We start from the raw sequence: 16,021 nt of genomic DNA on the forward strand, positions 1-16,021 counted from the left end.
ATTTTTTATTGAACCTCCGTCTTGTGAAAACAGATTATCAAAAATAATCATTATTTTCCATGGGAATATTGTTTAATAATGGTTAATTTTTTATGAATTGGATATTTTATATTTTACATTGTTTAAACATGTATTTATGAGACAAGATAAACACCAAATAGATCAAAAGATCTAAAAAACACTGTTCCGATTATAATAAAAGTAATTTTTGAAGCGTCCGAAGAAGGAAAAATAGATTAGACCCGGGCTTGAATCTCGCCGAAATCGCAGGTTAAAACGTCCGGCTGGCTGTCAGTGAATGATTGATGATTTCGGTGATCTTTTCAACGTGATGGTGCAAAAAGAAATGATTCCCCTCAAAGTAATAGGCTGTAAAGTGTCCTGAAGTATGATGTTTCCAATCGGATACATCTTCCTTGCTCATGGCGTCTTCTTTTCCGTTGAGAACGGTAATGTCGCAATCTATTTTGCTGTTTCTTTCTTGATAGATATAGTTTTCTACCATTTTAAAGTCGCTTTTGAGAATGGGGATAAACAATTCAAATAGCTCTTCATGATTGATGAGCTCCTCAGGCGTTCCCCCGAGCTCGACAATTTTTTTCTTAAAAATAGGATTGGGCAAGGTATGCAGTTTTTCTGTCTTTCTGATCCTGTTTGGCGCTTTATAGCCCGAGAAAAAAATGTGAACCGGTTTTTCAGCTCCCGCCCCGCTCATTTGATAGTAAAGTTCATATGCCAAAAGGCTTCCCATGCTGTGCCCGAAAAGAGCGTAGTCGTCACCTTTTCGTTCAGCTTGAACCTGCTCAAAAATGTCTTGAACTGCTTCTTCAAGGCTTTCGTAACAAGGCTCGTTGAAACGCCGGCCCCTTCCCTTCAGCTGAATCGGATAAATCTCAATGTCGGGCTGCATATGGCCTTTCCAGGAATAAAATGCGGATTCGGATCCGCCGGCGTAAGGCAGGCAAAATAATTTCATTTCTATCATTCCCTTTCGTTGTAGATATTTTTTGGTGAATAAGCCGTTAATCGACAGATACGTCAGCCGTCCGGTTCACCGCTAAAAACTTCGGAAGGATAATCATGTAGAAAACGCCAACAGCAATCAGGCTTCCCCCGACTAGCCAATACAAGCTTTCAAGCGCGATCCATGCCGGGTAAAGCCACGCAATAAACAGAAGGGTCAGCGACTGTGAGAGCATCATAAGCGGATGAATCCACCCCTGTACCCTTCCCATCATTTTCGGATTGACGATGCTTGGTATCCATCCTCCGATGGCAACGTTGATGCTTGGAAGAGAAACCGCGATAAAGCAGGAGCAGACCATATACAGCCACAAACTTTTAACCAGGGAGCCGGAAATCGTGGCACAACCGCAAACAATCAGCGCCAGGATCAAAAGTTGATAAAGCTTCAATTTTTGAGAAAGCAAGGATGCGGCGATGCTTCCCGCCAAAAACCCCGCACCGAAAACAATGCCGAGTACAATCGACATTTCTTCATAGTTTCCAGGTGCAAGCTTGTATTTTAGTATAAACACCTGCATGACCGAGAGCCCCCCATTGACAACTCCGAAAAGGACGAATCCGGACACGAGGGCAAGCAGCAATTTATGGTTGAGAATATAAGTAAAACCAAGTGTGAAATCTTTCCATATACCAGCGATATTCAGCTGTCTAATGGAATGTTTTCCATTTGGCATGCGGACGGCATCGGAGATCCGGCAGGCTTGAATCAAAAGCCCGCTCAGTGCGAAGCTGGCTGCATCAACCATGACGGCTCCTTCAACTCCAAGCGTCCAATAACAAAATACGCCAAGCCCGTTTCCGAACAGCATAAATAAACTGGCTACCATTTGATTCAATCCGACGGCCAGCGAATATTCGTTTTCAGATAATATTCCTTGAATAAGAGAAGTTTGGGCAGGAGTGAAAAAACTTTTAACGGCGTTTCTTAAAAAAAGAACGGCAAATGTAAACGGCATCCATTCAAGATAGAGAGACAGCAGTAATACAATAGATAGTCCCATACAGATCCAGTCGCAGTTTTTGGCGATTTTCTGCCGGTCAAACTTATCCGCGAAAACACCGACGAGAAAAAACACAGCCAATGTAGGCAATGACAGCATCAGCTCGGTCATTGTGGCATATGCAGGCTGATTGGAAAAACGGTCTAGAAGGTAAAACAAGAGTGCAGTGAGTCCGATGATCCCTCCCATTTGTGAGGTAAAGGATGCGAAGAACAGCAGCGCATAATTTTTATTTTGAAAAATAGAAAACATTTTTTTCATAGGCGCCTCCTAATTTGTATTGAGACAGACGGCTCCATTTGTTATTCTGGAAAAATAACATCATTCTAATTTTCCGTCTCTTATCACGTTGATTTTCATTTTTAAAACTACACTTCTATCATTTAAAGTGTCGCAGATTGAATTTCCCAATATAAATCGCTGCTTCTCATAACGATTGCAGCCGTCTTTTTAACCCCCCGTTTCTTCTTTCAGATAGTATTCTCTAGCAAAGTGGAAGGGAAATCCCCGATCGCTCCCCTTCTTACAAAGAAGTAAATTTATGAAAAGTAATTCTAAGGTTATAGATTCGTCCTATTTCAACAATATCCTCTATCTTATATTCAATTTTTTAGAAAATGTCCTTTCCAAAAAGTAATTACTATATCAAGAAAACAAAAAAACGCTTCCGATATGGAAGCCGAAAGACTCAGCATACCGGAAGCTGTTTAGATGTTCATTTTTTTATGAAATTGTTATCCAGCACTTCGATCACCGAAGAAGTCGTTTTTGAACGGTCTTTTGTTTGCTGTACCAGTTTGATGATGTCTTGGTATGCCTGCTGCGCTCCGAGCACCAGCAAAGGAACCCCGATCGGATCGATTTTCAGCCTCCTTGAAAATAAACCGCCGAATGTCATCGCAATGGGCACAGTCGGAGACGTGTTTGAAAAAATGACTTTTTCCTGCAGTTTTCCGCTTTTTTCAAACAGCTCGAAAACGCCCAGCATGGCTGGAATGACCGCTTTTGATGACCCTCGGCCGATCGTGTACACCTGGTGGCCTTCTTCATCTAAACCGTGAAAAATTAATTTTCCCATTTCCTTCGGACTTAATTGATTAAAACAGTCGGTGCTTAAAATTTCGTTTTTCGTCGGTTTTCTGCTGAATGGGAGCTTTTTCAGATGATAAGCGGCGGCAAGCGCAGATGAATGAGTGCCGCCGTAACAGTTGTATATATAGATCAACATGCTCACCCTCTTAAATGTCTTTAGTTTTAATGTGACCCAAATATACAATCTTATTTATACCGTGTTTCCAAAACTTCTTTAACAGCTGAGACATACGCTTGGAACGTCTCATTTTTAGAACTTGCCCGCGTCCACAGGCCGAACTCCGAAAAAAAAGCCTCTCGTTGAGGCGTGCTGATTTCCAATTGAATGCTTTGACCTGTTTTGCATTGATTATTGATATTTTCGGGATTTCCCCCTGCAAGCCGGTGGCTTGGGCTGACCAGCTCCGCTGAAAAACCTTTGTTCTGCAGCGCTCTGACAATTGCTTTCGCCCCTCCGGTATCCGTTCCCCCCACAAGCGTATGTTCAACGATGTCATGATATCCATGAAAAGCCAGCGTATAGTTGTGCTCTTTGACCGCTTTGACGGCCTGCGGTTCATCAAAATTGTTGCTTGTGATGTGAAGATCCCAGTTTTGCGAGGGTTTGATTCCTTCGAATAAGTAAGTCGAATAATCGGCGCTGAAGGCGCGGACAAGTTCACTGACACCTCCTTCGATTCCTCCGCCGTGCGGCGAAAGAATCAACAGTTCGGTGCCCATGTCTGTATATTCGATTTGATAATCTTCTCCTTCTGTTTCATGTTCGGCAAGCTCGGCAAAATTGGTGTATTTGTCTGCGGATGAAGCGACGCTTTGCAGCGGAAATTGAAAGATGACCGTTAAGTAAATCCCCGTGACTAACCAGATGATGCAACGACTTTTCATCAATGGGTTCCATTCTTCCTGCACCGTTAAGAAACTCCTTTTATCGTGTATTTTGTTGCGAGTATCACGTGATATCATGTTTCGGCCGGGATGAGAGAATCTCAATAAATGGTAAAATATTACTTCTTTTCGTCACCCAGTTGCCATTTTATATAAGAAGAACTGCATAACGAAAGCGACCTTTACCTTATTTTTCATCAGCGGCCGGCACGTGTTCCCGGAAGCACGGAATCTTTCGGCATACAGTATTTTTATATCGATTGCCTCAGACGGGACAGGTGCCTTCAGATCAAGCAAAGCCTATAGAAGGAAGCACAGGTTCGGTGCAGCGGTTTGAAGAGGGACAAAGTCTCCCTGTCTTTATATGATATTTTGAGCCTCTCTGACAGGAGATCATCTAAAAAAATGCAAATAAAAAAGAAACGGACGATTCCGTTTCGAAGGAATTGCAAACTCCCAATTGTCGATCGTTGGTCCGTAAGGTGGATTCACTATTACATGATCAAATGACTCAACTCATTCCATTTCAACTGTATCCCCTTAATAAATAGAAGCATGAGGATAGCAGACCTCTGAAACACGTGCTGCTTCAGCCATTAGCTCTACTCGATGTATTTCGCAGTCAGGAAGAACGTCTAAAAAACTCGTCCTCCCTCGATCCCCATCATTAGGCTTGTAAAGACTGCTACTTCGATTGGCGTGAAAAATTGGCCATTATTCATCCTGAACGTGTAAGCCCACCGAAACTAGAGCACTATTTAATTTTAATCTCTTCTTTAGTACGATTTGTTTTCTCCAGCACTTCTCGAACCTTTTTTATTATCTACAAAGCGCTTCCGCCCTTTTCTTTCCATTGGATTACTCCCAAACATTTATTCAAATTCCTAATTATGTTAAATCACCTTGAGTTTTAATGGAACGGGAAGTAAAATAAAAAATACAGAAACAGAGGAAGAAAAAAGGAGGGAGAATATGAAGAGATTTAAAGGGCTTATTGGTGTTGGGTTAATAATTTTTGGTTTAATATTTGGAGTCAACACCTACCAATACCAAGCTGCCGGTGATATCATTCTTCGGTTCTTAGGATTGCCAGCTTGGAGCAACAATGCAGAGTCAACAGGTCTCCATTACAGTGCTATTCTTGCGCTTATAATAGTTGTTGTGGGGTTTATTCTGGCTGTTAGCCATTACAAGGAAGTTCCTCGCATCAAATTGAAGCTTGTCTTAGGTTCAATTGCGATTGCTGTTCTTTACCCTTTGCTCACCGAGCAATCAATGTTTATTTTGAAAGCGAACGCAAAAGGTTTAGAAGCTGTTGAGTATATAAAAAACAAAAGCACCTGTGAGTATGAAACAATGGATGACCAGCTAAACATTGATTGTTCTGTAAAGATAAACAACTATGGAAAAAATACAGAAGATGTCTACGTATACCCAAGTAATGATGGAGGATCAGATCTCAAACCAGAGAAGTTGTCCCTGCCGCCTCATTCTCAAAACGTGTATCACATCAGCTTTTATGTATCTGTTGATGAAGGTGAAGCATTTATTGGAGAAGATGGCGAACCTGATATTATTGTTGTGCAATAAGCAAATTAAGCTATTGGAATGGATTTTAGTTAAGCTAAAATAAAGGCTGATCATTAAGCTTCATTTCGACTGGGGCAACAGTTGAGTCTAAAACTTATGTTTTGGCTATCAAAGGTATTACAACTTAAGTTAGCAAGACTACAGGTGCTGGTACACCGTACGATCAGAGAATTGGTTTATAGATCTTAATACGAGTTATTAGATCTTTTTTTGTTTTAAGTTTTCCAAGCTCAAGGGCTATTCGTATAGTAGATCAATTAAGTTTACTTATATAGTATTCTTAATTGATCTTTCTGAGATAAAGGTAGCCGAATAGAGCGAGGAAGTCTATAGAACCACAGATTCCGCCAAAAAACTGTTCACCATTCTACTTGTTGAAGCAAGTTTAAGCTGGTTGAGACATTAATCTCGTATTACAAGCGAAAATATGGGTCGAGATGGGATAGGAGTTACCGGTTAAGACAAAAAAGAGAGTGGTCAACAACAGTGAATCCTGTAGTTGGAATTAATGTATCCAAAGGGGAAATTCATGTACAGGCCTTTCTAAAAAAGGAAACCTCTTTGAGTTCTTGGAATCAAATACAAACGTTTATGTGAGCTATTCTTACTGTAACATATTACCTCAAGCATACCATAAGCTTCATCCAAAATTTTTCCCTCAGCGAGATATCGACTAACAGCATCTTTCATCGCCTCGTCTTTCCCGCTAATAAAGCTGCTAATATATTTTGGGCATGCTATCCAAGCGATAACAGCACTTGGGCCTCTTTTCTTAAAACAAACATAGCTTCGATGGTCATAATGTTTCTAAGCTGTCGAGCTAATAAAAATTTTGTTGAATTTAATTTTGATGACATGATCCCTCCCCTTTCTGGAATAATTTAAGCAACATTTAACACAAAAAAAGACCACCCATAACATAATCAAATGGTTAGTCTTTGATACAACCTTTTCAAGAGAAAAAGGCGACCATTTCCCACGTAGTGGTGGTCGCCGGTTAAATGAATTGGGAAATCATCCAAATTCAGCTTTACCTGCTATTTGAAAATTAGTTGAAGCGGTTTTACCCAATTGAGTATTACTTGATGTTGTTACAAAAAATGCAGCTGTTAAAAGGATAGTCGATGCAATAACAACGCTGATGGCTTTTTTCATTTTAATTCCTCCAATAGCTTTAATATTTGGTCTCTTGCGTGATGAGCTCTTTCGAAATAGCGGGATGACTTTGCTGTATCGCCTTTGTTTTTGTAATAATGAGCTGCATCCAGACACAGTTCAGAAACATCTGTCCATAAGTTTTGCGACTCAAGGTACTCTAACCCTTTTTCCATAGATAGAGTATCTTTTGTATTGTAGAGACCATCAATAAATATAAATTTCGCTTCGTATTCTTTTTCTCCTTCTTTATTTGCTCTAGAAAATCCCTTTTTGAACCAAATTTGTGCATCGTCCGATTTATGGTCCTTATATAGAACATGAGTTAATTCAAACATTGACTTTATTCCAACAACACCACTTTTAAGGTCTTCGTTGTCTAAAGCTTTGTTGAAAGACTCAGCTGCTTTTGAATATAACTCCATACGCCCGTAGCATAATCCCAAATTAAAATAAGCTAAACTTTCTGAATACTTACTGCCTACTGATTTTGATTTCTTTATTGCGCTTAGATAGTTGGCCTCAGCTTCTTCGTAGTTGAGCATATCGAGTTTATTAGCGGCAAGAACCATTTCGCTATAGATCTCTCTTTCATGATAGAGGCTGTTTGCTCTGAATGATTCCAATGCTTTTTCTGCATGATTAATTGAAAAAATATGCTGATCAATTCTATAATAAGCAACTGCCACCTGGTAATGAAATTCTGCCATTTCCATTTCATCAGGTATCTTATGTAGCATTATTTCAGCCCTTTTATAATAATTGATTGCTTTTATATAATTCTTTTGATAAAACTCATATACTCCGGAAAAGAAATAAAAATAATACTGAATGATGTCATCTGTGTTTTTTTCAAGGTCTTTAAACTTTTTAATATTGCTTAAAATCTCTCCGGATTCATTGAACCTTTCCATTAAAAGCTTATACCTGGATTCAATGAGATTATAATAAAGCAAAACAGTTTGATTTTCTGACATGTTGGGCAACCTATCACTAATCTCTTGATGTAGTTGAGTTGCTTTACTCTTATCTCTCTGTTTTATTGACTTATACCATTCATTCAAATCATTCGCAATTTCTTGATGAGCAATTTGACCAATCAATAGTAACCTCCCCCTATTAAACCACCTTGGAAATATGTAACTTCTTCCATCGTAGCATATTTTCAAAAAATTGAGAATCGAAAATCTATAATTATATAATGTTTTGTATGATTATCATATCTTTAAACTTTGATCCTTTTCAGCAATTAAGTCGGATCGTTGTGCTTTACCAAGCCTAGTGAATGCAAGAATGCAGATCCCTGCAATAATTTCGATTCCCCCCCTATTGCTATGACCTTCCCTGACCCACATACTGTTGCAGCATATCCACCAATTAAAGCTCCTAATGGAATCATGACATAAGAAATCATATTTATGATCGCATAGACTTGTGGCTGATCTTCATCATCAACAGACATTTGAATGATTGTGTGTTCTGGAACATTAATTGCACTAATTGTAGCCCCTAATGCAAATGCAGCTATGAATACTAACGGCAAAATTGAATTCATTCCAGTTACAAAAAAAGCAGTTCCTTCTACCATGCCAGCAACAACAAACAATAGACCATACCGATTAATTTTCACTTTAGCCAATACAAATCCTAATAAAAATGCACCGGCAGCTGTGGCCACTCTTACAAATGAATGAACGATTGGCCCTCCATTGAGTTCCTCAGAGATATATACTCTGAAAGTGCTTCCCAAGGAGCTGATGCAAGATTTGAAAACACACAATAAAGAGCTAACGGAAACAGAATATGATGCCTGCGTACAAGTGCGAACCCTCTTTTTAATTTTTTGAAATATCCTCCCCGTGGTTTGTTTTCCTTTCCATTAACTTCATCTTCTTTAGCTTTGTAATTAATAAAAAGAACTAGCAGGGCTGAAAGAATATAAAGCGGGAGGATAATCAACATTGTGTATGCTGCTCCAATCATGGCTATCATAACACCACAAAGTGTTACTGCGGCTAATCTAACAACTTGACCAGATGACTGAATTGTTGCGTTAGCTTTTTGGATATTATCCTCTTTCACAATTTTCGGAATTAAGGAAACAGAAGCTGGATCATATGAAGCTCCAGTTGCAGAATGTATAAGCATTAGCAATATAATAAACCACAAAGGAGAAAAACCATTAAAATAACATATTGGGATGATTAGCATTATTGACGCTCTAGTCAAGTCTGAGAAGAACATCCAGAACTTTAATGTAGATGTTTTCATCAATGGTGTAATGATCGGCCCCAAAATCGCTTGAGGAAGAAAGCTAACAGATATCAAAAAAGCTGTACCAATAGCCCCTTTACCATCTAAAATCAAAAACCACAGAATAGTGCTAAATGCAAAACTGTCTGCGGTTATCTTCACCATTTTGGAGCCGAATAAAAAGGTGAAGTTTTTTTGCCAGAAGCTGTTGCTTTTCTGCATATTTTTGTCCCCCTTACATCAATACCTCAATTTTACAGTTATTCATTTTAATACAATATCCATTTATTTGTCATTAGTCAATCATGGTTTTGATTTGAAGTAATTTCATATATGTCAGATTGCTAGACATTCACCACATATACTGAAATTGGATCAAGACTTTAATACTGACATATTTTCAAAATATTGAGCTTTTATTACCTATTTTCATCAAAAACTGTTTATTTTTGGAGAATTGTTTGTTAACCTTTAGGTAAAGGGGGTGGGTATAGGGGCAAATTAATCAAAAGTATAGGTGATACGGTGTAGGTCATAATCCTTGGAAAAAAGCTTGAGAGGGAGAGGAAAAATGAGGAAATTGATTCTGTTTTTTGTTGCTGTTTTTGCTACAATTGGATTGACAGTGCCAAGTCAAATATCGGCCGCAGAGGTTCACGCCAATGATACAGCGTTTAAATACACTATAGAGGACTATATCAATTACCTGGCCAACTATAGTGAAGAAGATGCCATAAAAGGTGGAGTTTCACCAGAATATGTTTCTTCCGCAGTATTTGATGCACAAAATGTATTAAACCAATTTAAGGCGATGCCTAAAGAAGATCAACAGAAGTTTGTTGACAATCTTACCAAGTTTGACACAAATGCTTTAACTATAAATACAGAAGTAAATGAAGAAGAGGATATTATTGCGAAGCCTCAAGCAAATAAGGCAGTTTCTTACACAGATTCAGTTAAATTTTTTGGAGCACCTGTAACTACATATAGGGTCTCAGTAAACTATAGTGTTACTAAAGGCAAAGTGAAAAAAATTAACTCTAGTAGCGCTTATGTAGTTCGAAACTGGAATCCTGTCGTCAGAACAGAATTAAACCCAGGTGGCAAAAATGCTTGGGTAACAGGTGACAATAAGGCAGCTGTCACAGGAAGCTTCTTTTATCGGATTGGGCCACTTAAAGATTTTGCGGTGCAATTAGGGAATGTGCATCTTAAAGCTGTTGGCGACAAAAATGGAAAGAGGACTTACAAAAAAACCAGGCTTGATTAATCGACGACTGTGAGGTGAAACCAATGTCCAAAAAAGCAAAAACCATCTTGTGGTCTATTCTGGCAGTAATGATTGTATTATTAGCGGTAGGGATAATCGCTTATTATCAAACTGCTGCTGCATAAAATGAATGGCAGAGGTGTTTCCACATCTCTGCTTTTTTGGCTACCTAAAACATGAGTTACTCTCATCTCAAAGATGATTTAGTTTCCTTATCATGTGCAATTTTAAGGCAGCTTTCCAATACATCGCCTCCCCTTCTTTTATGCCCCCTTCCTTGCTCCTAATGTAATATGGATATTTTACAAACATGCCATCACATACAACAACCTCTTGTATTTTGACATTTTCTTTTCTCAAATAATCGTTTATTTTCTTTAGGAAAACAGTTCTTTTAATTTGAGCTGATAATGTTCCTCTATTTTCTTGTTGCCACTTGCTTCAGCTTTATAAATTCTTGTTCCATCGCATGGACACAGAGATCAATTATAATTTTTTCATGAAAGGCATTTTCAAGTTCGAAATTGCAGGCTTCAAATTATTTACCTCATTCCGAATATAAGTTCTGTTATACACTATCCAAAATGTTATCAAAAAAATTTACACATAAAAAAAGCCCTTTTAAAAGGACTTCTCTTCGACCTTATGAATCTCCAAAACATATCGACCACAATATGGCTTTTTAACTTCTGGGTGATGCTTCATTAATCCCTGAATAAAAGTAGTCATGTTGTTAATGACAAGGCTAGTTGATGGGAAGCGATTTGGACAAGAAGATTTTTAATATCTTTAAAATCTCTGACAACTTTATCCGCTGCTTATTCCTTCTTCAATGCCCCTATTGATGCGCCCCATGATTCCACTTTGTTTTTTTCTATTTATAGGGTATAAATAATAATTCTGCTGCTGTTCTGTCAGATTCTCAATTCCAATCTCTTTTGCAATTTCAACAAATTCATCAGGATCAATGACACTTTCTAGCTTTCTTTTTAGTCTAGAAACGGACGATTCCGTTCCTTTCTTCGAGAGACGATCATTTTTTATAGAAAGCGCTCCGGCCTGCTCGTTCAACCAGGGATGGGAAGAGCTGATAGAGTTTGCTGACTCCGTTCATCCAGCCTGGAAGATTAATTTCGCGCTTGTTCGTCATCATTGCCGAGACGACTTTCTTAGCAACCTGATCGGGATCAAGCATCCATCTCTCGACGTTTTTGACATAATCCCCTCTTTTATCGGCCGTCTTGAAAAAATCGGTTTGAATCGGTCCAGGATTGACCGTTGTCACGTTGACCCCTGTCTCGGCAAGCTCCATTCTCAAGCTGTTTGAATATCCGAGCACAGCATGCTTTGTTGCTGCATAAAGGCTTGACTTGGGCGTCGCTAATTTGCCCGCTTGTGAGGCGATGTTGATAATATGGCCTTTGTCTTGCCTGATCATATGCGGAAGTGCCATTTTCGTGCAGGCGATCAGACCGAATACGTTGACCTCAAACATCGCTTTCATATCTTCAAGGGAAGCGTCAAGCGCGCTTTCGAAAATACCGAATCCCGCGTTGTTCACAAGAATATCAACCGGACCGGCTTCTTGGAACGCCGCTTTAATGTCATCCGTCCGGCTGACGTCCAATGCGATGATGCGGCATTTTGCACCGGTTTCATCGGCGATGTTTTGCTTCAAAGCCATGAGGCGGTCTCTTCTGCGCGCAGCCAGAATAATCTCGGCTCCTTCCTTGGCGGCATGGTATGCGATCCGTTCGCCAAGTCCTCCTGAAGCCCCTGTAATCATCACGTTTTGCTCTTTCAACTTTTGTTGCATGTTCGTCACCTACTTTGCGTAATAGTACTCGATTCCATCGGCCGTTTCTGCTCCGATCCTCCCTTGGGATTCCAAATCGTCAAGCTGCCCAATCGTTTCTGACATCGTTAAGAACAGCTCTTTTTCATAGACTGCAGGGAACAGTTTTTGACATATCTGATAAGGTGAATGCGGTTTTTCAGAAAGGATGCGGTACACCTCTTCGGCTCTGTTTCGCTGCTTTTCCAGCCTTTTGGCGACAAGCTCATTCACTTTTGTGATTTCCTCCCCGTGGCCGGGATAAATAATGTTGAGCGGAAGCTCCCGCAGCCTGCCGAGCGATTTCAAATAGTCCAGCAGCGGAGTCGGGCGCTTTTCTCCTTTTTGCGGCACTTCCAGAAGCGGATTTGAAGAAGACGGCTTTAACAGCAAGTCTCCTCCGAGCATGCTTCCAAGCTCCTCATGATAAAGGACAATATGTGAAGCGGCGTGTCCGGGCGTCTCAAGAACCCTCCACCCTTCAAGCCCGTCAATTTGCGCGCCTTCTGAAACGGTCTCTGTCAATGTCCGATTACAGGAAAACCGGTACGACGCTTTTACCGTAAGCCCCGGCGGCTTCATATCGCCGGGAACGCCGAATCGCTGAAACAGGTATGTAAAAAAGGCCTTTTGTTTTTCAATAAAATCGGGATTTTGGCTGATATACGGTTCATTGAACGGATGGCCGATGATGTTGACCCCTGCGGGGAATTCGTCCAGCAGTCCGGCGTGATCAGCGTGATGATGGGTCAGAACAACCTGGTCGATATCGTTTAATGACAGTCCCTGGCCGGCCAGCTCTTTCTTCAAAACGGCGGCCGCCTCCTTTGTATTGGGCCCGGCATCGATCAGAGTGAGCGCCTCGCCTCTGACCAAATAAATGTTGACGTCTCCGACTGCAAACGGAGTCGGCAATGAAATAGGAATGATTCTTGCGTCTTTCATCGTTTGATTCTCCTCATCCTGCGAATTGATGTTGTTCATATTTTACCTTTTTCTCCCGCGCATGTCATTTTTGCTTCAAATGCCTGTTGACATTTCATCATTCCTCATAGCATAATGAACAACAAATATATGCAGGTAAATGAACGAAGACGCAATGAAGAGGAATAGTAAACGAGCAATGGCGAAAGAGAGTGAAATCCACGGCTGAAAGATTTCACAGCCCGCTTGCCTGTTGAACCTGCCCTCTGAGCGCTTAGGCAAACCTAAACGTATCCCGCGTTACGGGGCAAGAGCTGAGCATGTATATGCTAATGAAGGTGGTACCGCGAAACCTTTTCGTCCTTTGTGAAGACGGAAAGGTTTTTTTGTTTTTTAGAAGGAGGAATTCATAATGAAACGAATGGGATTTATCGGAGCCGGTTCGATGGCTGAAGCGATGATTAAGGGGCTTGTCAAAAGCGGTGCGATGGAGCCGGAAACAATATTCGTCACGAATCAGTCGAATACGGCCAGGCTTCGTGAATTAAGCGAGACATACGGGGTATTCGGAGAAGCCGATACAGCAAAAGTCGCCGCCCGTTCGGATACACTCGTTTTGGCGGTGAAGCCGAAGGACGCGGCGGACGGAATAGCCGCACTCCGCCCCTATTTGCGAAAAGATCAGCTGCTGATTTCAGTCCTTGCAGGCATTCCGATTCGCACGATCCAGCACTACGCCGGGCTTGATCTGCCAGTTGTAAGGGCCATGCCGAATACATCGGCCGCCATTCAAAAATCAGCCACAGCCTTTGCGGCAAGCCCGCTCGTGACGAAAGAGCAGATGCGGGAAGCAGCTGACCTCTTTGCGACAGTCGGAAGCGTTGCAATCGTTGAGGAATCTGCCCTTGATGCGGTGACAGCAGTAGCCGGAAGCGGCCCCGCTTTTGTTTATCGATTTGTCGAAGCCCTGCAGGCGTCAGCTGCGGAATTGGGACTTCCTGAAGAAACGGCGAAACAGCTGATTATCGATATGATGTCAGGTGCGGCTCAAATGCTTGAAACCGGCAGGAACCCTTCTGTCATGAGAAAAGAGATTACAAGCGCCGGAGGGACAACGGAAGCGGGCCTTCGGGTGCTTGACGACCATCAATTCGAACAGATCGTCATATCCTGCGTCAAAGAAGCGGCGAATCGTTCTGCGGAAATCAGGGATATGTTTGCGGCCAAAATTTAAAAAAATCGGGAGACAGCGTTTCGCTTGTTCCCGATTTTTCCCCAAGCGGCCCCGTCCGTATACTTAGAGAAGCTTGTGTATCGCCAGCCGAAGGATATCGGGCAGCTTTCCGAATGAAAACGGCACATGGAGGCGTTCCGTCCATTTATGAGGGTCTTTGCCGGCCGGCCCGATATTGATGACCGGCACAAACAGTGCGTTTTCTCGTCCTTTAGGCAATGAATAGCCGTGTTGAAACAGCGGCATATTGGATGTGAACGCATCGACAGACTGCTTTTGCAGCTGAAGGTAGCTTAAATCGGACAGGCCGGGAAAATATTGGACTTCTGTAAATTCAATACCGTACCTGTCGGCCGCATACTGTTTCACATCTTTCATCACCTTTCGGATCAAAGGATCGTCCTTTGAAGAAACAGCCGGATAAAACGGCGGACTGTAAAACAGAACGATCATCGGAGCATCTTCTTTGCAGAGCGAAGCCAATTCAGACACGATTTTCGTTGAAAAATCGCGGTCTCCAAGCTTCCCCCTGTTGGCAAATGCAAAGTTGAGTATGCGCTCCGCCTCGGACTTCCCGGCCTTTTCCTTTGCTTTGTTCCACAGCTCCTCAAACGTCAGCACGGAAACGGTCGGATTCATTGGCGTGAATGCTTCAAATCGCTGATATTCGGCCGTTTTACGCTCAATATTTGTTTGAATATTGGCGGCCGCTTCCTTGGCTGTGTCAAGCAGCATGTGATGGAGCTCGGCGGCGGAACGCTCCATCATCAGCACATTAAAGAGCGACACCGCTGCGTGAGGAGTCTGAACCGAGTACGCTTCCTTCAAATCTTTTTGCATCAGATTGGCCGGGGGAGGCGTCACTTCTCCATCCGCTTCTTCGCAATAGTCAACGTTTAATTCGAGCAGCCTGTTGATTTCGGACACCATTAAATTCGCATTCACCCCTGCAAACGGCTCGCCGACATGCGTCTCAATCCCTTTGCAGAAAAATCCGGCAAGCGCTTTGCCGATGCTGCCTGAATAGACGTATTGCTTCTGATCTCCCGGATGTTTTTCAAACATCGGCTCACAATTTAAGCATGATGTATAATGAAGGCCAAATTCCTCTTCTAAAGCTTTCAGTGCGGGTACGGCTTCAAGCATCCCCTGTGAGTTGACTTCTTCGTCCGGAACCGTAATTAATAGAAGGTTTCCGTCAAATTCTCCGTTCATCGCCCGTTCCAACATCGAAAATTGAACAGCAAGACCCGCTTTCATGTCCATGCTTCCCCTTCCAAACAGCCACTCGCCGCTTTCCAAGTCTCTTCTGACCCGTTTGGGCAAAAGTTCTTTTTTATCATTTAATACATCCATGAGTTCTGGGACTTTGCATGCCATATGTTTGAATTCGCCGTAGTCTGCCGTATCGACCACGTCAAAATGGCTCAAGAGGAGCACCGTATTTGATTTCTCTTCCTTTTTGACGAGGGCGGTTAGAAAATAACGCCCGTCTTCCATCGGGTGAAGCTTTAAATATTCAGGATTCTTTTGAAAGTACGAACGGTCTTTTAATAAATCATGCATATACTTCGCAAGCGCCACTTCTCCGGCCGTGCCTGAGATGCTTTCGTATTGAACTAGAGAAATGAGCAGCTGTTTCAGTTCTTCCACTGTCTGCCACTTCACAAAGCAAACCCCCCTCTTTCGCTGTTTTCCGCAGGTGTATGCAAATATCGTATTTAGTAAAAAATAGAATGTGAACAACTTTATTGTAC

General features: G+C 41.6%; 13 protein-coding genes, 1 pseudogene and 1 other annotated feature. Of the genes and pseudogenes, 3 read left to right on the forward strand and 11 right to left on the reverse strand.

All coding sequences use genetic code 11. The features are described 5' to 3' along the window. Positions 1–271: 271 nt before the first annotated feature. From ACH97_RS20605 to ACH97_RS20620, 4 genes are all read right to left on the reverse strand, one after another. Positions 272–976 (reverse strand): thioesterase II family protein, encoded by a 705-nt coding sequence (locus tag ACH97_RS20605; RefSeq protein WP_048350172.1) that lies wholly within the window; start codon positions 974–976, stop codon positions 272–274. 46 nt (positions 977–1,022) lie between these two features. Beyond that, positions 1,023–2,288, reverse strand: coding sequence for an MFS transporter (locus ACH97_RS20610; RefSeq protein ID WP_020452081.1), 1,266 nt, complete (start codon positions 2,286–2,288; stop codon positions 1,023–1,025). A gap of 454 nt (positions 2,289–2,742) precedes the next feature. Then, positions 2,743–3,252, reverse strand: coding sequence for a DUF3189 family protein (locus tag ACH97_RS20615; RefSeq protein WP_041817455.1), 510 nt, complete (start codon positions 3,250–3,252; stop codon positions 2,743–2,745). A gap of 53 nt (positions 3,253–3,305) precedes the next feature. Beyond that, entirely contained in the window at positions 3,306–4,028 is a 723-nt protein-coding gene (locus ACH97_RS20620; protein WP_080131438.1) for a poly-gamma-glutamate hydrolase family protein, read from the reverse strand. Between the two features lie 948 nt (positions 4,029–4,976). Here ACH97_RS20620 and ACH97_RS20625 point away from each other — a divergent pair. Continuing rightward, positions 4,977–5,594 (forward strand): hypothetical protein, encoded by a 618-nt coding sequence (locus ACH97_RS20625; protein ID WP_050821076.1) that lies wholly within the window; start codon positions 4,977–4,979, stop codon positions 5,592–5,594. A 1,014-nt stretch (positions 5,595–6,608) separates the two neighbouring features. On the opposite strand, the gene ACH97_RS23550 is transcribed toward ACH97_RS20625, so the two are convergent. The 3 genes and pseudogenes from ACH97_RS23550 to ACH97_RS20635 all read right to left on the reverse strand — a co-directional run bounded on the left by ACH97_RS23550 (position 6,609) and on the right by ACH97_RS20635 (position 9,224). Beyond that, positions 6,609–6,749 carry a hypothetical protein gene (locus tag ACH97_RS23550; protein ID WP_154495338.1) on the reverse strand — a complete coding sequence of 47 codons (141 nt, stop codon included), beginning with the start codon at positions 6,747–6,749 and terminating at the stop codon, positions 6,609–6,611. Further along, positions 6,746–7,852 carry a response regulator aspartate phosphatase gene (locus ACH97_RS20630; RefSeq protein WP_048350171.1) on the reverse strand — a complete coding sequence of 369 codons (1,107 nt, stop codon included), beginning with the start codon at positions 7,850–7,852 and terminating at the stop codon, positions 6,746–6,748. Before ACH97_RS20630 ends, ACH97_RS23550 begins: the two co-directional genes overlap by 4 nt. Positions 7,853–7,966: 114 nt before the next feature. Then, positions 7,967–9,224 (reverse strand): annotated as a pseudogene (locus ACH97_RS20635) (MFS transporter). A 349-nt stretch (positions 9,225–9,573) separates the two neighbouring features. On the opposite strand from ACH97_RS20635, the gene ACH97_RS20640 reads away from it, so the two are divergent. Continuing rightward, on the forward strand, positions 9,574–10,272 hold the full coding sequence (locus ACH97_RS20640; RefSeq protein ID WP_048350170.1) for a hypothetical protein: 699 nt from the start codon (positions 9,574–9,576) through the stop codon (positions 10,270–10,272). A gap of 621 nt (positions 10,273–10,893) precedes the next feature. On the opposite strand, the gene ACH97_RS24550 is transcribed toward ACH97_RS20640, so the two are convergent. The 3 genes from ACH97_RS24550 to ACH97_RS20660 all read right to left on the reverse strand — a co-directional run bounded on the left by ACH97_RS24550 (position 10,894) and on the right by ACH97_RS20660 (position 13,051). Then, positions 10,894–11,010: a Rok-like winged helix domain-containing protein gene (locus ACH97_RS24550; RefSeq protein ID WP_419762504.1), complete on the reverse strand. Its 117-nt coding sequence runs from the start codon at positions 11,008–11,010 to the stop codon at positions 10,894–10,896. A gap of 295 nt (positions 11,011–11,305) precedes the next feature. Next, positions 11,306–12,088 (reverse strand): SDR family NAD(P)-dependent oxidoreductase, encoded by a 783-nt coding sequence (locus tag ACH97_RS20655; protein ID WP_020452084.1) that lies wholly within the window; start codon positions 12,086–12,088, stop codon positions 11,306–11,308. Between the two features lie 9 nt (positions 12,089–12,097). Then, positions 12,098–13,051, reverse strand: a complete 954-nt coding sequence (locus ACH97_RS20660; RefSeq protein ID WP_041817457.1) for an MBL fold metallo-hydrolase — start codon at positions 13,049–13,051, stop codon at positions 12,098–12,100. 145 nt (positions 13,052–13,196) lie between these two features. Next, positions 13,197–13,398: a binding site (T-box leader), on the forward strand. Positions 13,399–13,442: 44 nt separating this feature from the next. Here ACH97_RS20660 and proC point away from each other — a divergent pair. Then, positions 13,443–14,264: a pyrroline-5-carboxylate reductase gene (gene proC, locus ACH97_RS20665; RefSeq protein ID WP_048350168.1), complete on the forward strand. Its 822-nt coding sequence runs from the start codon at positions 13,443–13,445 to the stop codon at positions 14,262–14,264. Between the two features lie 63 nt (positions 14,265–14,327). Here proC and ACH97_RS20670 read toward each other — a convergent pair whose 3' ends face one another. Then, positions 14,328–15,932: a M20/M25/M40 family metallo-hydrolase gene (locus ACH97_RS20670; RefSeq protein ID WP_048350167.1), complete on the reverse strand. Its 1,605-nt coding sequence runs from the start codon at positions 15,930–15,932 to the stop codon at positions 14,328–14,330. Positions 15,933–16,021: the final 89 nt, after the last annotated feature.

Source organism: Bacillus paralicheniformis, from assembly GCF_001042485.2.
Lineage (GTDB): Bacteria > Bacillota > Bacilli > Bacillales > Bacillaceae > Bacillus > Bacillus paralicheniformis.